Origin of the sequence: Candidatus Palauibacter sp. (assembly GCF_965216145.1) — a bacterium.
GTDB lineage: Bacteria > Gemmatimonadota > Gemmatimonadetes > Palauibacterales > Palauibacteraceae > Palauibacter.
This window is the reverse complement of the sequence record NZ_OZ244149.1, coordinates 63,200-80,156: the sequence shown is the minus strand read 5'-3', so window position 1 is coordinate 80,156 and position 16,957 is coordinate 63,200. Positions and strand designations below refer to the sequence as shown.

Genomic DNA, 16,957 nt, shown 5'->3' with positions numbered 1-16,957 from the left:
CCGTTGAAGAACATCCCGATCCTCAACGTCTACTACCTCCTCTGCTATGCCTGGGGACGCGTTCAGGAGCGGGACACCACACGCCTAGCCTCTCTGGGGGACCTTTCGACGGTCCAGGACCTCCTCGGCAAGGTGCTCGCGCACGGCGTCAATCACCTCTTCCGGCGCGGCATCGACCGGGGGTACGTGGAACGACGGGAGGATCTCGCTGGAATCCGCGGCAAGCTGGCGGTCAGCGAGACGGCGAAGCGTGCGTTGCGGTTGCACGGCCGGGCCGCCTGCGACTTCGAGAAGCTATCAGTAGACATCCTGCCGAACCAGATCCTGCGCACGTCGCTACATGGGCTGCGCGACCGGAGGATCAGGCTCGACCGCACCGTGCGCGGCGAGGTCAACTCCGCGTACCGAAGGCTCGATGGCGTGTCACGCATCCACCTGAAGAGGAACACCTTCGGCCAGGTCCAGTTCGGCGGAAACCGCCGTCTATACCAATTCCTCCTCTCCGCGTCCAGGCTGCTCTACGAGAGTTCCCTTGTGGACGAGACCACCGGTAGCACCGTGTTCCGTGACTTCCGCCGTGACGAGGCCACCATGTGGGCGCTCTTCGAGGAGTTCGTCGCGGGATTCTACGAGCGCGAGCAACGTGTGTACCGGGTGAATCCAAGGGGTCGACGCCGAATCGAGTGGGCGGACCCCTACGCCGAGGACGACGCTAACTGGGGACGAATCCCCGTCATGATTGCCGACGTGGTCCTAGAATCGGCCAAGCGTCGGATCATCCTAGACACGAAGTACTACAAGGACACGCTGTCGTCCGGACGCGGTTCAGGGACCGGCAAGCTGAAGTCCGGAAACCTGTACCAGCTACTCGCGTATCTGCGGAACCGGCAGGCAACGCGCCCGCAGGGAGGTAGGCACGATGGCATCCTCCTATACCCCCAAGTGGGCAACGAACCGCTAAGGGCCAAGATTCGCCTCGAAGGCTTCTGGATCCAGGCCAGGACCGTCAACCTCAACCAACGCTGGCGCCTGATTCACAACGAGATGCTGGAGACCATCGGGCTATCAGGTCCCGACTCATAGCACACGTCTCGCCGAGCACGGGCCGCTACCCCGGGGTGGTAGGGTGGGTCGATGCGGCGAAGTCGGGATCGCAGCACCGATCAGTGACCAGCGCCGTCCCTTTCTGCGAGAGCGACCGGTGCCATGCGGCGGCGCATACGTCTCCGCCGACCGACCGCAATCCAACTGGCCGCGATCAAGTGTCTCGGCGCCGGGGCCCTCCGGGAGGCGGATGGAGGTGCCGTTGGCGGAGCCCGATCCGCCTCCGGGACGACGCTGGACCACTTGGGAAGTCGCCGCTTTCGCCGAGGTTGACACCGCCGGAATCGGTCCCCGGACTGTACGGCATGGCGATTCCGACGGCCCAGGTTCCCACGCGTCGGCGGGCGGATTTGCCCGGTAAGGCGGGAAAGCCAGGACACGCGATGTTTAACATCGCGGCTGGCGAGGGGATTGCTGCGCCCCCCTTCAGATCCCCCAGCGTTCCGCGCCGCTGTCGGAACAGCGGGCGGGCGCGGCGCGCCGCACCCCGTGTAGCTGTCCCGCTTTCACGGACCGTTAGTTTCTGTGGTTAATCGTATCCGATGTCCTTTCTCGACGGGCTCACTGAGACCGTTGTCGGCCGGGGGGGCGGGAGGACCTGCCGTCGGCGGGGCGGTGGTGGAGTCACCGCATGACAGAATCGCGAGCAGTGAAAGGCCCGTCGCGGCACGATGACGCGTTCGCGTGACGCGATCGCTTTCCGGCGTCGTGTCAGTCTCAATCGGAGTATGCACCGCGCCTCCTCCTCGCAACGCACCTAGCGCTGCCGCTGGCCGGCGCACCGCCGGCATCCGCGCCCGCACGCCTCCTCCATCTCTGGGTTGGTTTGGAAGCGCCTCCCGGCAACGCGGATCAAGGCCGCACAGTTTCCTTCCGCACCGGTAAGGCGATCAAACGAGCGATAAGTCGTAACGTGATCGCGATACGACCGAGGCTGCAAGACACCGAGACCCGAACGGTCGGCACGCCCGATTGCGCCGTGCTGTGGGAGCTTGTCGCTCTGGCCGACGGGCAGTTGTAGGTTCGGGAGGCGGTCGGCTCGGTCCCGGAACTTAGGAATCGCGTCCTCGCACACACGAGCCTTGCGCAGCCGTGTGGTTCAGAACTGGCGCTTCGGGAATACGTGGTCGATGTGGAACTTGCTGTTCTGAAGATCCACGAAAGGATACAAGAGAGCGAGCAGCGCGAACGTGCGCTTCTTCGATTCCACGAGATCCTCGAGCTCTTCCTCCTCGAACGTCAGGCTCTTGCCTCGTTTTCGCATTGCCTCTTCCAGCTGCACCGATGGAAACCCCTCACTGCCGTGCACATCGATGACGCTCCTGAGCACAGTCAGCAGCGTATCCCGGAAGATGCTCGTGGCCGTCGGCTCGGGAGGGAATTGCCCCTGGAAGACGGAGTTGGCTCGTGAAGGTGGGAAGCATGGTGGATATGGAATGGAAGGGGGATTATACGCCTAGCTTGACGGCGGGTTGCCCTCAACCGCCATCGGCGCCCCTCTTCCGCGGCGGTGCGGGCTTGCCCTTGACCGGCCGCATCAGAGCACGAGCCACGTCCGACATCTTCGCCGTCCCGTAGAGCGGGTTCACCGCCTTCCCGTCAGGCACCTTCTTCTGCTTGGCCATGCCGTCCCCTCAGTACCGTGAGTTGGTCGCCTAGAGCTTCTCGCGGATCAGTTCCTCCAAGCGGTCGAACCGCCGTTCGACGTTCACGACGTGCTCGCCGAATTTCGTTGCCAACGAAACGATGTGGCTCTCGACCCGCTCCAGTCGCTCCTCGACTCTCTCTATCCGGATCTCGACCTGGCGCAGCCGCCCCTCGACTCTTCCCACTCGGCCTTCGACCCGCTCCAACTGATCCTCGATTGGAAGAACTTCCACGGTATCCCTCCTTTTCCCATCGTCCACCCGAGACGCGTGTCCCTTTGAGGCACCCGTTCCCTGACCCACAACCTACCCTTACGCGGGCGATAGCGGGCAGCGCAACACGCCCGCAACACATATGTTCAACCCGTCACGATGCACGGAAGGCCCCCGAGTCGGCCTCCCGCCGAATACCACAGCCCTCACCTAGCCGAAGGGTAGCTCCCCGAGGTCCGGCAAACAGGCGGGGCTTTCTGCATGCCTTCTGTGCGATCGTGACAGGGCCCGGCACCCATCCATAGACTGGACCCTCCTCGCGTCGAAAGGACATCTCCCGTGTCCCGCCTTGTCCCCCCGCTGCTGTTCGTCCTGCTCGTCGGTTTCCTCACGCCCGCGCCCGTCTGGGCGCAAAACGGGGCGCGGTGCACGACCCCGGAGTCACAGGAAGCCATCAAGGGGTTCCGCGAGCTGCTCGCCAGCGTGGAAAAGGAGGTGGTCCTCTCGGTTCGCGTCGACTACGAGGGCGTCTACTTCGATCCCGTCATCTGGACGATGATGGATCTCGATCAGAAGAAAACGCTGATCCGGATCGCCGACATCTACCATGACTGCGTGGTGGTCACCGAAACGCTTGGCATTGATCCGACGCAGCGGACCTGGAGTTGCGGAGTAAAGGTCTTCCGCAGCGACTCGGGACGCGAGATAGCCGCGATCAAGGGCGGCTGGTTGCGCGCCTGCGAGTTCGAGTTCTACTGGCCATGAAGGGGCTTCTTGCTGCCGCGCTACTCGCGCTCGCTTCCCCCCTCGCCGCGCAGCAGCACTGTACCGAGCCGGAATTGCAGCACGCCGTTACCGTGTGGAGCGCCCTCCTCGAGGAAAGGCCGGTGATGGTGATGGTGGGAGGTACGCCGGACGACTACAGCGTCGTGGTGGAAGAGCGACTCTGGAAGGAGCTTGACTTCGACGAGCGCCGTTCCCTGCTGATCGCGGCGGATGTCTACGCGCAGTGCGTGTTCTGGCCCAAGGTGATGCGGCCATCCAACCCCGACACGTGGATCTGCGGCATCAAGGCCCACACCTCCATCAGCGCTATAGCGTGGCAGTCTCCGGATCCGATTGCCGAGATCCGACCGGACGGGTTAGGCGGCTGCGAGTTCCGCCAGTTCTGAGGGGGTTTGCGGTGACCTGATCCCGATGCCATCCTGACAGTACATCGAGGCGGCGAAGCTGCGGGCCGACCTCGAACACGAAACCGACCCCCGTGAGTTGATCCGCGACTACCTGGTGCAGCGCGTCGAGCACGGCGCGGTGCAAAGCCGCGCCGACGTGGTCTCCGCCCTGGAGGACGTCGGCCTCGACATGCCGCGCCAAGGCAAGAACTACGTCACCGCCCGCGATCCAGACAGCGGGAAGCGGTGGCGGCTGAGAGGAGCGCTGTATGAGCACGCCTTCCACCCCGAACGACTTGACCTCCCGGTTCCGGGCAGCTGCGGACCCCTCTCTCCACGCCCTAAACGGAGGGCAAGTGAATCGGCGTCGACGAAGGCGGCCGGACCCGCCTTCCGTCCCTAACCCGCCCGCGCTGTGAGATTCGGCGCAGACCGGACCATCACGGATGAAGAGAAGCCGACTGGATAATCTCTGCTGTCAGTTCGCGCCGTTCATCAGCTATCTGGAGCAATTCGCGACTGGGCCTAGCACGCCCAGAATGGCTTCCATGCCACACCGTCGTGAGAACGCCTTCGCGCTTCACAGCTTCGACCGCTGGTGCAAAATCGCTGTCCCCAGATAACAGCCCCATCTTTGCGATACGGTTCTTGCCGGCCAGCAGTGCCATGTCCACACCCAACATAAGATCGACACGTTTTTGCTGGAACACCGGTTTGCCGTCGGCAGTCATCCCCCGGAAGGCGAGTTTACCTAACCGGACCTCAAACCTCGGTATGTGGCGGAGTGCGGTGAGAAAACCATGCCGAGCCGCGTATCGTGCCTTCTCCTCATCGGTCGGTGGATTGCTCTGGTACGGAAGGCAGTGATAGTAGTAGGCACGGAGTAGCTCATCGCCTTCGACCATGACGTCAACGAGACCTCCGAAGTCAATTCTCGCTTTGCCGTGGTCGTGCAGGAGGATCTTTTCAAGATACGCTCCGTCAATGAACACTGCTGTCACGCCCATCGAAACCTCCGCCAGAAATAAGAAAGGGTCGGACGCAAGCCCGACCCTTTCATTTTTTGCCCACCATGCCCGCAGGAACGATGGGGTCCATTTTATGCCCTCCAGCTTAGCCGATGCTCCTCCCGTTGTCAACAACGCCTCCTAGAGGATGACTTGGAGTGACAGGCACGCTTCTCTGGGCGGATCGGAGTGGGCATGGGCTTGATCTGCTTGGCCGCGAGCCCCGAGCCTGGAGGGTGATGCTTGCCTCTAGGGCCGAAGCCTCCGGCCCTCTCCAATCCGACCACGAGGTTCGGGAGGGGTACGTGTCGTCAGAGGAATCCGTGTCCCTCAGGCGAGCTTCGGCGGGTTTTCCGCTCCCTTCATGGTAGCGTTGAATCTGTAGTGCACCTTCTGCTTCTCGCCGTGGTCCGTCACATCTCGTCGGGCCTTCATGTAAACGCCACCTCGGAGCCCAACCATTTCCGCCTCATCGAGGAAGACCCTTGCGGCCTTCCCCAGAGATTGCTCCAGGCTCGTGTCGATGACCGCCGTCAAGGCCTCCTTCTTGCCACTCTCGAAATACCTCCACTTTCCGAATCTGTGGCGCCCCTCCTCCATCACGTTCGCAATATCCGGGAAATCGAATTCCAGTCGCTGCCTGCTGGCGTCCGGAAGGTGATCGTAAAGACAAAGGAGATCGTGTGTCTTCCGCGCCTTGTTGTTGACCGTAAGGGAAACGGCTTTCATCAACAGCTCGCACGCGAAAGCAGACATCATTCCCCGGGTCATCGTCGATCCGAGTCGCCGATACAGGTCACGCTCATTCTGACGCCGATCATCGGTCGGCTTCGCCGTCCGAAACCTGACGACAGCTTCGTCAGGCGAAGCGTACATATCGGTGACCGCCGCCACTTGCAGGCGCGCCTGCAAGTACAGATATGCTGCGGTCCCGAGAGGGAAGTTCCTTCTTGTAAGCCACTTGCTTGGATCGCTCGGTTCGATCTGCGACGCGATGCGCTCGCGAACTTCGTCTTCGGTTTGGCGCGGCAGATGAGGGAAGAGCTTGCCGACGAACGGGCCATCTCCGCGAGTCGCAGGGAATCCCCACGACGTGCTCGCGACGCCTTCGAGGGCCTTCTCCAACATCTGGCGATACTCGTCATCCGCAGCCTCGCCTGTGAGCCTCTCATTGCACACCCGACACGTGATGCTAGTGACAACCCTGTTCTCCCCTTTCCCGCGTAACACCAAGCCGCCCCAGCACGCTGTACAGCGCCCTTTGATCTTCACCTCTGCTTCCCTTGCCGCATGGGGCCCTGAGGGGCTGAGGGTGAATTCGAAGTCCTGGGTCCAGACAACGAAGGTAGTTGCTGGTTCGTTCACCGAGGTTCCCCTTTCGCCTTTCAATCTCTACCCGCCGATGCACCACCGGGAGGGACATCCCCCTCACCGTGATCTCTGCCGTGCCCCTAGAGAATGTAGTCACACCAGGATTGTAGGACCTGGGCCCCGCCTCGTCGGCAGGTCAGACCGCGGATAGGAGCTGCGGAAGTGACTCATATGTCGAGTTCCGCGTCGGGATGGCCAGCGGCGAGCGCGCTCGTCCACGCGAGGCACAGGTCGCGGGAGCGGTAAGTGCCGTATGCGGCCTTCTCTTCGCGTTCAACGATGGGGAAGGTGGAGTAGATGTAGCGGATGTCGTCCCGATCCGTGACGCCGTAGAGATGGAAGTAGAGCGCGTCCAGCTTGGCGCGCAGGTGGAGACGCCGGTCGGCGTCCCAGCGGAAGGGCGGCAAGACCTCGCCGCGGCCGTCCTGATGCCCCATGGCCCGGGCGAACGGTGCCATGTCGTGCGCCGTGTAGGTGAGTTCGAGGACTGCCTCGCGGGCGATCTCATCCGCCGTCTTGGCTCCGAATCTCACGGCGCGGTAGCGCTCCAGCGGCACGATGGGGAGTTGTTCCGCGATGTACCAGTTCAGGTGCGTGCTCTGCACCTTCTGGCGGGCGACGAAATCGAGGACAACAGCGCCTAGATTGCCCAGGAGAAGGACACCGTTTGACTCGATCTGCTCACCTTCAGGCAACATCGCGGGAAGAGTGTTCCCGAGTCCCACCGCAGGCACGGCGGCGGCAATCACGGTCCTCGCGTCCGTCGCGCGGGCGATGTCACGGAATGCTATGGTCCAACCCACGTTGTCGGGTAGTGAGATTTCCTTCCTCGGCACCCAGTATTGCGGTGTTGGAACGAAGGCCGGATCGGCCTTGAGTTCGGCCCCGATGTCGTCACTCAGCGCAGGGTTGTGGAGGTTCTCCTCGTTCAGGTGAACCGAAGCGGCACGGTGGTCGAATTGGTGGATCATGCGCCCCACATAGAGCGGCACCCACTCGCCGGACGGGCTCTGGAACCGGTTGCCGCCGACCGGCCACGCGCCTTCCTTCTCCTCCAGTTCCGAACGCGTGCGGAACAGGCCGGAATCGTTGGTCATATCGAACATCCGCGTGTACTTCACCGGCCACGCCTTCACGGCCTCGCCCGACGAGCGATCCACCAGCACCGGCAAGCGGTCGTAGATCGCCGTCGTGAGTTCCGCGTCGCGGCGCGAGCGGAAGATGGGAGCCGTGCCGGTGTTCGGATTCACCCGGTCGAAGTCGGCAGCCGAGAGGGGGAAGCACCGCTCCGGGTCTGCGACTTCCGACACGGCATGGAGATAGAAGGCGCACTTGGCGGCCTCGGGAAGGGGCCGGGGGCTCGCAACGAAGACGCAGAACTTGAAGGACGCGTGGACATCCGGGAAGAACACCTTCTTGTTCTCGAAATCGTAGAGGGCTTTGAGTCTGCCCTCGGTGGCCACGCTCTTGAAGAACGGGGCCGCCATCTTGTCCGACGCGATGCCGGACGGCACGAGCAGCCCCACCATGCCGTCGGGCTTGACGAGCGTCATGGCGCGTTCGACGAACAGCGAGTAGAGGTTGATATCGCCTCGTGCCAACAGCGGATAGTCACCCGAGCTGCGGGCCACCCGCGCCCCCGCGGCGGCTCGTTCGCTCGCGAGCCGGAAGTCCCCGGCCAGCGGGTCGGCCGCCTTCTGGAGTTCGGCGATCATGCGCTTCCGGTCGGCGGCGCGGGGCGCCATGGCGATCTCCCGCCGCCGGGACGCAAACCACTCGACCTGTTGGAGCTTCATCCGGTCCCAGGGCGGGTTGCCGATCACGGCGTCGAAGCCGCCCGCCAACTCACTGGCCTCCCAGTCCGACCACACGCCTGGGAAGGCGACCTGCCAGTTCAGAAACCGCTCGCTGGCCACCAGTCCCAAGGCATCCATCAGAACGGGAAGGTGGACATCCGACGAATCAAACGGCTTCCCCTGGGCGATGTCCATTTGATCGCCGAACACACCATCCAGCCATTTGAGAAACGCGGCCTTGACCTCACGCTTTCGGATGTCCAGCCAGTCGAACGCGTGGAGAAGCGACATGAAGGCGTGCAGGGGAGCGGTCATCTCCGAGACTTCGGCGAAGATGTCGGCGGAGCGGTGCGCCTCGGCGATCTCGGCGTCCGTCAGCCCTTCGATAATCTGCATCGGCGCGGCCGCGCGCGTGGCCCGCGCGAGCGGTCCCCGAAGGAACAGGCTGCTCTTCTCGTCTGTCCTGCGGACAGCTGGCTCCACCCAAGTGCCGAACAGGCTGTCGCCGCAGCGGAGATGATGGTCCAGAAAGCTGAGCGGAGCGCCGACGGTGAACGTGTGGAGCCACAGCGAGACCTTGGCCAGTTCCACCGCCATCGGGTTCTTGTCCACGCCGTAGACGCACCGCTTGAGCACCATGCGGCGGACGATGTGTCGGTCGTCGAGCTGGGCCGGATCGAATGTCCAGCCCCGGTCCTCCGCGTTGTCCATGATCGTGTTGCGGATCCCGTCGATCCGCTCCACCAACGGCGACAGGTATCCGTCCACGAGGGCTTCGGCCTCGGCCATCGCCTCGATGACGCGATCGGCAAGGTAGTCCACGAGATTGACCAGGAAGTGTCCGGAGCCCATCGCCGGGTCGCACACCTTCAGTTCCAGCAGCTTCTCTGCCGGGTCGAGCCGCTTCAGGCGACCGAGGCGGCGGTCCTCCGGCATCTTGTTTGACGCGATCTCCTCCACCTTGGCGGCGAAATGCTTCATGCGCGCGTCCGCCAGCGGTCCGACCGTCTCCCGCACGATCAGGTCGACCAGATCGTCGGGCGTGTAGTAGCTGCCCGAATCCTTGCGCGCGAACACGTTTGGACGGACGACGATGTTCCCGCCCTCGCGGACGACCTCCCGTTCAAGGAGCCGCTCGTAGATCGAGCCGAGTTGCTGCACGCCGAGATCGCGGTAGTTGATATACCGGCGCCCGAGCGGCGTCCGCTCGAACGACAGCGCGTCGATCACGTCGGCCATCACCGTGTCACCCAGCCGAACATGGGAGAGCAAGGGTGTGCGGTCGCGGTCAAACAGTCCGCCGTTGTAGGGCGGCAGGCCGATGGAGGCGTCACCCGCATCGATGGCGCGGCACAGGTCGTCGAAGGCCGACCAGTAGCGGGCCGCCGTGGCCGAGAACACGTCCCCCTGGTCCTTCCGGCGGCCAATACCACCGCGTACCTGCTCGCGAAGCGCGTAGTCGTCGTAGCGGCTGTCCCGGACGGGCAGGAGATCTCGGTCTTCGGCGTAGAGGACGAACAGGAGCCTGTAGAGCAGTACCAGCGCCGCGTCCCGCACCTCGGGCAAAGGGGCCTCGGTGTCCGCCTCGGCGAGTGCCCGGACGAGGTCCGGGAACACGTTTTCGAAGACCAACGCCGACAGGCTGCCGGCAACCCTTTCCTGATAGAAACGTCCTTCCTCGATCGCCCGTTCGTGAAACGTGCGCTTGTCCGCAGCATCGGGAAGGAAGGCATGACGCCCGAACACCAGCCAGAACACCTTCAGCCAGTGTCGCCGGGCATCGGCTGGGATGGCGTCGCGGCCGTCGCCCGCAATCCCGAGAACCGCCGCCAGATCAAGCTCGAAGAACTGTTCGGCGACCGAGCGCGCGCCGGCGTAGTAGAGACGCCAGCGGGCACCGTTCGTCAGGATGCCCCAACGGAGCTTCCCGGTGGTCAGGTCGTCGACGCGGCGGAGGTAACGCAGCATCTGCGTCGAGGGCGCAGACTCCTCTCCACGCCGCCCGGAGCGACGGTCCAGCGGTCGAAGCCACCGTTTTGACTCGACCACCGCCAGGCCGTGCTCGTAGCGCTTCCATTCCTCGGCCAAGCGGTTCGCCCGGTCCTTCGAGGCGCCGTCGGCGAACAGCAAGCCGTCCGGCACGTCTTGGCGTCCGTGCGCCGAGAGGTTCTGCTGCCTGAGGCTGGCAGTCCAGCCGAGCTGCGCCAGCACCTGCCAGATCAGGTCATCCTCGGTCTGGCTCTCGTTGGGCGACAGACCGGTCGGGAAGCGGTCGAACAGGTCACGCAACGCGGCCTCAAGGTCTGCGAGCCCCGCGTCGGCTAGGTCCCGCCAGTCGGGAAGCTCGGTGATCGCTTCTCGCAGGAAGTCCTCGGCGAACAGGCTCCCCTCGAACAGTCGGCCCATCGTCATCCGGGACCTCCAGGGCCCAACAGCCCCGAGTCCACTTGGTCCATCAGCGCAATCCTCAGTATCGTCGAATCCTCCTCTGGCAGTGATCCGGGCCGTGCATTCAAACTAGCGTCCGCCGCGCTTGAGCGCGCTTCACCTGAGCCTGCGAGCGATGCGTCGCTTTGCCCTTGTCGGGCGGCGATGGAGGCGGCGTCGGCGGAGGCCGATCCGACTCCGGGACGGCGCTGGAACGCTTGGGAAATCGCCGCGATCCACGGTGTTGACACAGCCGGACACGGGCCTCTCCGTGTACGGTATGGTGACTCCGCCGACCCGAGATTCCCGCCGCCGCAGGCCGTCCGGCGCCCTTGCCCGGGGGCTGTCTGGCACCCTTAAGGTGCGTAAGCCAGCCTACCCTCCGTGGCCACGCTCCGCGTGTCTCCCGGAGGGGCTGGCGGGGGGCTGTGCCCCCTCTGACCCCCGACACGGCAACGGCGCGCCGTGAGCGCCGGTCGCGCCGTTTGGGTGAAGGTCCGCGCCAGCGACGCGGAGCGTGCCGAGTGGCACGCCAAGGCGCGCTCGGCAGGCTTGACGCTGTCGGATCTGGTGCGCCAGTCGCTCGACCGGGCGCGCACTTGGACCGTGCCGCACGCCGAGGTGGAGCGCGAGCGCACGCGGGAGGTGGCGCGCGTCGGCAACAACCTCAACCAGATCGCTCGGTGGGCCAATACCCACAAGGGCGCGGTCGAGGCCGTTGAGGTGATCGGCCACCTGATCGCCATCGAGCGCTCGCTCGCGACGCTGGCTCGCTTCGAGAGCCCGGACCCCGATGCACATTAAGTTCCTCGCGCGCGGAACAGGCTCGGCGCGCGACGCGGCCGACTACCTCCTCGGCGAGCGGGACGCGGCCGGGAAGCCGCGTGAGGGCGTCGAGGTGCTGCGCGGGAACCCGGACATGGTGGCTGCGGTGGCCGACTCGCTCGGCTTCGAGCACAAGTACACCTCCGGCGTGATCGCCTGGGCGCCGGACGACCAACCCACCGACGAGCAGATCGAGGCGGTATTGGACGCCTTCGAGGAGACGGCCTGGGCTGGACTGGAGCCCGACCGCTACGCCTGGGCCGCCGTGCTGCACCGCGAGCGCGGCGGAGGCGCTCACGTGCATGTCCTCGCGGCACGGTGCGACCTGGAGACCGGCCGGAGCCTCAACATCGCGCCCCCGGGTTGGCGGAGGACGTTCGATCCGCTCCGCGACGCCTTCAACCACGAGCACAGCTGGGGCCGTCCAGACGATCCGGCCCGTGCCAGGGTGCAGCAACCCGGCCACCGCGCATACGTCGAAGCGGCGCGGCTGCGCGCCGGGCTCCGGCTCGAATCCTCCCCCCGCGACCTGATCCGGGACTACCTGCTACAACGCGTCGAGCACGGCACGGTCCGGAACCGGGCCCATGTCGTCTCTGCACTGCGGGAGGCGGGGCTCGAAGTCCCGCGCCAGGGCAAGGACTACATCACCGCGCTGGACCCCGAGACCGGGGACCGGTGGCGGCTGAAAGGAGAACTGTATGGAGAGAACTTCGAGCGCGAACGATTTCACCGAGCGGATGCGGAGACGGCTGGAGAACGAGCGCAGGGAGATAGAGGAATTGACCGCGAGCGAGCTCGGGCGTCTCGCCGAGAACTCGCGGCGCGCCGCGAGGAACGCGCTGCGTACCATCGAGCGCGATACGGAGGAAGCGACCGGGCGGATGCGCGAGCTGCTGCTCAAGGCGTGGCTCCGGCCGCTGATCGTCGGCCTGGGTCTCTGGCTCGGCATCTTCGGCGGAGGCTGGGCGACGATGCGGTGGTTGTCGCGGAGCATCCAGGCCCGGATCGAGAGGGTCGCGGAACTGGACTACGACATCAACGAAGCCCGGCGGACGCTCGCCCAGATGGAGGTGGACACCTGGGGGGTCGCGCTGCTGGAGATCGACGGGGAGCGGGTCGTGGTGCTGCCAGCGGGGACGCTGGACAATACGGGCTGGACCTGGCGCGATCGGCCTGCCGTGAAACTGTCGAACGAGTGAGGGAGCTGTATGAGCGAGTTGGAACGGCAGTTGACGAAGGCCTTAAAGAGGTTGTCCGCGCAGTACGAGACGGAACAACGGCGGCACTCCGGGCAGGTCGAAGCCTTGCGGCAGCAGGTCGAAGCCTTGCGAGGGCGCGTCGAGCGGCAAGGCGGGGAGAACGAAACCTTGCGGCAGCATGTCGAGCGGCAGACCGAGGAGAACGGAGCCTTGCAGATGCGAATCGAGCGGCTCGACGGGCAAGTGACACGCTTGGCCGAGTGCTACGGGACGCTCGCCGCGACCTTCCGCTTACGGTGACGTTGATGCGCCGGCACGAACGGGAGCGCGATCATGGTCCGAGCCGCTAGCTGCCTGGATGCTTCTTCGGTTGGGGAATCGCCCGGCGTTCACGAATCGGCGGAGGTTTCTTGCCCTGGCCCGGCGCGGCCTCCTGAGAGCGAAACCGCACATTCTGGTGAAGCACGCTCCGAAATTCCCTCAATAACGCTCTTACCGCGTTCTTCGAATCAATTCGGCTCATGCCCCTGCTTCGGAATCTCCGGAACAGGGCCTTCTTGCGGGCTGACCGAAATCGCTTGGCGAATGCCTCTCTTGCCGGTACCTCGACCAGTATCCTCGGGTTGTCGATCGTAGCTGCGAGACGGTCGCCCGGTCGTCCGGGTTGCAAGTAGACACCCTGTGCCCAGAGGATTTGATCCACCAGAATGCCCTGCTCCTCCAAGTCGAATTCGACTTGGAGGAGACATTGGCTGGGCTTCGTGAACCTGAGCACCAACGTGGGGGCAGCGAGGCCAAAACCGAGACAAGTCTTGAACGACCACCCGGAGATCGCGTCCCCCGGTCCCAATTCGCCGTGCGCGCGAACCATTGTCTCAATGTCCGGACGGGATGAAGTGTCGAGGATCAGGACCGGGATCCAACGGCCATAGGTTTGGACAGCCGTAGCGACGATTCCGTCCCCAACGATTGGGACCGGATCGGCTTCGGACGGGTGGCTCAATGGTACGTACAGTCTCCGCCACATGGACCCACTCATGACTCCACCTCCCACAGGAGAATAGCATGGCGCTGAACTGCTCGGTCATGAGCATCCGTCACCGTTACGACGTGTGACTCTACGACACCATCCCCAATCAGCCCGGTATCGATGGGGAACAGCGCTGCGCCTGCAATCGTGGCACCGGCAGCGATGGAACAGGGGACGCGGATGACCTCAGCTGCTTCCTTGCTGCCCGCGATGGCCGCGCTCGAATCGTGAGGAATCACCACGTTCGAAGGCGGCTGGCCTTGCTGGCCGTACTCCAGCGTGAGTTCGATTCGCTTGATGGAGTTGGCTGATAGAGACGTGTTCGTGATGACCAGATGAAAAACGTAGATGCGGCGTTCTTCGCCCGGAGGATTCAGCATCCGGTAATCGGCCAGGTAGACCTCCACCGCCGGTTCTTTCCGACGCTCCGCCTCGACCGACAGAGAATACATGCGACGCTCCAATCGAATGCTCCGAATGCCCAGCCACACGCCGACCCAAGCCGCAAGGGCGCCAACCCAGGCGGCTAGGATTGGTAGGGGGATTATATACTAGGGTTGACAAATGGGCCGAATCATAGTACGTTGTGGGTGTCGGAAGTGATAGACCTGCAACGGGATAGCGGACATGGCACACACAGGACCGGGCAAGGCGCACCGAGACGGAATCAGCCTCTTGCAGTTGGCCGAGATGTTTCCGACGGAGGAAGCGGCGCGGAAGTGGTTCGAGTCGACAGTCTGGCCGGCCGAGCGGTTTTGCCCGCGCTGCGCGAGCGTGGACACTCACGAATGCAGCCACGCGAAGATGCCGTATCGCTGCCGCGACTGCCGGAAGTACTTCAGCGTGAAGACCGGGACCGTGATGGCCGGGTCTCCGCTTCCTCTCCGCAAGTGGGTCTACGCGATCTATCTGGACACGACGAGCCTGAAGGGCGTAGCGAGCATGAAGCTCCACCGGGACATCGGCGTCACGCAGAAGACGGCGTGGTTCATGCAGCAGAGAATCCGCGAGGCGTTCGCGCATGTCGGGCCGGTGGTGTTCGCCGGACCCGTCGAAGTGGACGAGACCTACGTCGGCGGGCTGGAGCGGAACCGCCACGCGAGGGACAAGAAGCGGCTCGGGCGCGGCCCGGTCGGGAAGACGGCGGTCGTCGGCATGAAGGATCGGGAGACCAAGCAGGTGACCGCCCGGGTCGTCGAGCGCACCGACGCCGAAACGCTACAGGGATTCGTCGGGGACCACGCCGCGCCCGGCGCGACGGTCTACACCGACGAGAGCCGGGCGTACGACGGGCTGGCGAACCGCGAGACGGTCAAGCACTCGGTCTCCGAGTACGTACGCGGCATGGCCCACACCAACGGCGTGGAGAGCTTCTGGAGCATGCTGAAGCGGGCGCACAAGGGGACGTTCCACCACCTGAGCGCCAAGCACCTACAGCGCTACGTGAACGAGTTCGCCGGTCGACACAACATCCGGGACGCCGATACGCTCGACCAGATGCGCCACGTCGTGGCCCGGATCGTCGGACGGCGGCTCATGTACCGGGATCTGATCGCGTAGCCCGTCCGGGGGGTTTCCGGCCGCGTGGCGGCTTTGTACAATCCGGCATCGATGTGCCCTGTTCCCGCCACAGGAGGGCCGCGTGATCTCGGAGAGGTTGGAACGCGCCGACAACCTCGCGTTCCTCGCATCGGTCCCCGACGAGTCGGTGAAGCTCGTCGTCACGTCTCCCCCGTACAATCTCGGCAAGGACTACGAGTCGCGTTCGTCGCGAGATGATTACATCTCGGCTCAGAAGCAGGTGATCGCGGGGTGCGTTCGGGTTCTTCACCCTAAAGGATCGATCTGCTGGCAGGTCGGAAACTACGTTGAAAATGGCGAGATCGTTCCGCTCGATACGCTCCTGTATCCGACGTTCACGGGGCATGATCTGAAGCTACGGAACCGCATTATCTGGCATTTCGGCCACGGGCTGCATTGCACGAAGAGGCTCTCGGGACGCTACGAAACGATCAACTGGTGGACGAAGGGTGATGTATACACGTGGCATCTCGACCCGATCCGCGTACCGTCCAAGTACCCAGGCAAGAAGCATTTCAAGGGGCCGAACGTTGGGAAGCTGTCCGGCAACCCCAAGGGGAAGAACCCGGCCGACGTGTGGGAGATTCCCAACGTCAAGAGCAACCATATCGAGAAGACGGTCCACCCCTGCCAGTTCCCGGTGGAGCTTATCGAGCGGCTGGTGCTCTCCATGACGGATCCCGGCGACATCGTGCTCGACCCGTACATGGGTGTTGGAAGCGCGGCGGTCGCTGCGCTGAAGCATGGGCGGCGCGCCTACGGGTGCGATATCGTGGCGGAGTACGTCGAGATCGCGAAGGATCGGGTCGCACGGCTACGAGCCGGGACTCTCCGCACGCGACCGATGGGCAAGCCCGTTTACGATCCCAAACTCCCGAACGGCGGACACCGGAATGAAGATCGCGGCACGCTACTCGCACCTGAACGGCGAAGAGTACCTACTGGTACACCACCCGAGGCTTTGGGGCGAGGTGCGTGACGTGATCGAAGCGGCGGACGCGGAAACGTGCCGGACGAAGGTCTCGAAAGAGAAGACGATGCTCGGCAAGCGGCTCTACTCACCTGAGGACATGAATGCTGCACTCAAGGAAGGGTTCACCGCGCGAGGCTGGAGGCAGCGTCGAAACACATTCTGGGTCACCTCGGATGAACGGTTGTTGCGAGGTATCCACGGGCTGTCACCGCCCGAGCAGAAGCAGCGCATCGCCGACGCCGGTCACGATCCGATCATGTCCTACAACCAGACCGACTTCGTGAAGGACCGCGTCGCCGTCGAAGTCCAGTTCGGCAAGTACGCCTTCGTCGCCCACGATCTGTTCGTGAAGCATCTCAGCTTCTACGTCTCCGACATCATCGACGTGGGCATCGAGGTTCTGCCCATGAAGACTCTGGAGAAGGAGATGTCCACCGGTGTACCCTATTACGAGCGCGACCTGCTCAACGTGATCCGGCAAGGACGAGGTGTTCCGGCGGTGCCGCTCGTTCTCGTTGGCATCGAGCCGTAGGCAACCCTTGCTGCCGTTCGGTGTATCTCAAGACCCCGCTGCGGAGACGCAGCTTCACGTTGACCATCAGGTGGAGGC

The 16,957-nt window shown here is 64.1% G+C and carries 17 protein-coding genes and 1 pseudogene; 11 read left to right on the top strand and 7 right to left on the bottom strand.

Annotation, left to right across the window (positions count from 1 at the left end; translation table 11 throughout):
• The first annotated feature begins 3 nt into the window (after window positions 1-3).
• Entirely contained in the window at window positions 4-1,083 is a 1,080-nt protein-coding gene (locus tag ACOOHF_RS00385; protein WP_420462937.1) for a 5-methylcytosine restriction system specificity protein McrC, read from the top strand.
• 1,120 nt (window positions 1,084-2,203) lie between these two features.
• On the opposite strand, the gene ACOOHF_RS00380 is transcribed toward ACOOHF_RS00385, so the two are convergent.
• The 3 genes from ACOOHF_RS00380 to ACOOHF_RS00370 form a co-directional block, all read right to left on the bottom strand.
• Window positions 2,204-2,368, bottom strand: a complete 165-nt coding sequence (locus ACOOHF_RS00380; protein WP_420462936.1) for a hypothetical protein — start codon at window positions 2,366-2,368, stop codon at window positions 2,204-2,206.
• A 214-nt stretch (window positions 2,369-2,582) separates the two neighbouring features.
• Window positions 2,583-2,729 carry a hypothetical protein gene (locus tag ACOOHF_RS00375; protein WP_420462935.1) on the bottom strand — a complete coding sequence of 49 codons (147 nt, stop codon included), beginning with the start codon at window positions 2,727-2,729 and terminating at the stop codon, window positions 2,583-2,585.
• Between the two features lie 30 nt (window positions 2,730-2,759).
• Window positions 2,760-2,984 carry a hypothetical protein gene (locus tag ACOOHF_RS00370; RefSeq protein ID WP_420462934.1) on the bottom strand — a complete coding sequence of 75 codons (225 nt, stop codon included), beginning with the start codon at window positions 2,982-2,984 and terminating at the stop codon, window positions 2,760-2,762.
• 318 nt (window positions 2,985-3,302) lie between these two features.
• Here ACOOHF_RS00370 and ACOOHF_RS00365 point away from each other — a divergent pair, with 318 nt between their 5' ends.
• The 3 genes from ACOOHF_RS00365 to ACOOHF_RS00355 all read left to right on the top strand — a co-directional run bounded on the left by ACOOHF_RS00365 (window position 3,303) and on the right by ACOOHF_RS00355 (window position 4,538).
• Complete coding sequence (locus tag ACOOHF_RS00365; RefSeq protein ID WP_420462933.1) at window positions 3,303-3,728, top strand: hypothetical protein; 426 nt, start codon at window positions 3,303-3,305, stop codon at window positions 3,726-3,728.
• Window positions 3,725-4,135: a hypothetical protein gene (locus tag ACOOHF_RS00360; protein ID WP_420462932.1), complete on the top strand. Its 411-nt coding sequence runs from the start codon at window positions 3,725-3,727 to the stop codon at window positions 4,133-4,135. The genes ACOOHF_RS00365 and ACOOHF_RS00360 overlap by 4 nt, the downstream gene beginning before the upstream one ends.
• A gap of 97 nt (window positions 4,136-4,232) precedes the next feature.
• Window positions 4,233-4,538: a hypothetical protein gene (locus ACOOHF_RS00355; RefSeq protein WP_420462931.1), complete on the top strand. Its 306-nt coding sequence runs from the start codon at window positions 4,233-4,235 to the stop codon at window positions 4,536-4,538.
• 37 nt (window positions 4,539-4,575) lie between these two features.
• On the opposite strand, the gene ACOOHF_RS00350 is transcribed toward ACOOHF_RS00355, so the two are convergent.
• The 3 genes from ACOOHF_RS00350 to ACOOHF_RS00340 form a co-directional block, all read right to left on the bottom strand.
• Complete coding sequence (locus ACOOHF_RS00350; protein WP_420462930.1) at window positions 4,576-5,274, bottom strand: NYN domain-containing protein; 699 nt, start codon at window positions 5,272-5,274, stop codon at window positions 4,576-4,578.
• A gap of 198 nt (window positions 5,275-5,472) precedes the next feature.
• On the bottom strand, window positions 5,473-6,507 hold the full coding sequence (locus ACOOHF_RS00345; protein WP_420462929.1) for a hypothetical protein: 1,035 nt from the start codon (window positions 6,505-6,507) through the stop codon (window positions 5,473-5,475).
• A gap of 173 nt (window positions 6,508-6,680) precedes the next feature.
• A complete protein-coding gene (locus tag ACOOHF_RS00340) occupies window positions 6,681-10,721 on the bottom strand; it encodes an Eco57I restriction-modification methylase domain-containing protein (protein ID WP_420462928.1) in 4,041 nt (1,346 codons plus the stop codon).
• Between the two features lie 504 nt (window positions 10,722-11,225).
• Between ACOOHF_RS00340 and ACOOHF_RS00335 the strand changes: the two genes are divergently transcribed.
• From ACOOHF_RS00335 to ACOOHF_RS00320, 4 genes and pseudogenes are all read left to right on the top strand, one after another.
• Window positions 11,226-11,540 (top strand): MobC family plasmid mobilization relaxosome protein, encoded by a 315-nt coding sequence (locus ACOOHF_RS00335; RefSeq protein ID WP_420462927.1) that lies wholly within the window; start codon window positions 11,226-11,228, stop codon window positions 11,538-11,540.
• Window positions 11,530-11,967: pseudogene (locus ACOOHF_RS00330) on the top strand (relaxase/mobilization nuclease domain-containing protein); the annotation flags it as partial. The gene ACOOHF_RS00335 and the pseudogene ACOOHF_RS00330, both read left to right, overlap by 11 nt.
• Before the next feature lie 295 nt (window positions 11,968-12,262).
• Window positions 12,263-12,763, top strand: a complete 501-nt coding sequence (locus ACOOHF_RS00325; RefSeq protein ID WP_420464414.1) for a hypothetical protein — start codon at window positions 12,263-12,265, stop codon at window positions 12,761-12,763.
• Window positions 12,764-12,772: 9 nt separating this feature from the next.
• On the top strand, window positions 12,773-13,063 hold the full coding sequence (locus ACOOHF_RS00320; RefSeq protein WP_420464413.1) for a hypothetical protein: 291 nt from the start codon (window positions 12,773-12,775) through the stop codon (window positions 13,061-13,063).
• Window positions 13,064-13,798: 735 nt separating this feature from the next.
• Here the strand turns inward: ACOOHF_RS00320 and ACOOHF_RS00315 are convergent.
• Entirely contained in the window at window positions 13,799-14,245 is a 447-nt protein-coding gene (locus tag ACOOHF_RS00315; RefSeq protein ID WP_420462926.1) for a hypothetical protein, read from the bottom strand.
• Between the two features lie 175 nt (window positions 14,246-14,420).
• Between ACOOHF_RS00315 and ACOOHF_RS00310 the strand changes: the two genes are divergently transcribed.
• From ACOOHF_RS00310 to ACOOHF_RS00300, 3 genes are all read left to right on the top strand, one after another.
• Window positions 14,421-15,353 carry an IS1595 family transposase gene (locus tag ACOOHF_RS00310; protein WP_420462925.1) on the top strand — a complete coding sequence of 311 codons (933 nt, stop codon included), beginning with the start codon at window positions 14,421-14,423 and terminating at the stop codon, window positions 15,351-15,353.
• A 97-nt stretch (window positions 15,354-15,450) separates the two neighbouring features.
• Complete coding sequence (locus ACOOHF_RS00305; protein ID WP_420462924.1) at window positions 15,451-16,353, top strand: DNA-methyltransferase; 903 nt, start codon at window positions 15,451-15,453, stop codon at window positions 16,351-16,353.
• Complete coding sequence (locus ACOOHF_RS00300; RefSeq protein ID WP_420462923.1) at window positions 16,268-16,879, top strand: BglII/BstYI family type II restriction endonuclease; 612 nt, start codon at window positions 16,268-16,270, stop codon at window positions 16,877-16,879. The genes ACOOHF_RS00305 and ACOOHF_RS00300 overlap by 86 nt, the downstream gene beginning before the upstream one ends.
• The last annotated feature ends 78 nt before the right edge of the window (window positions 16,880-16,957 follow it).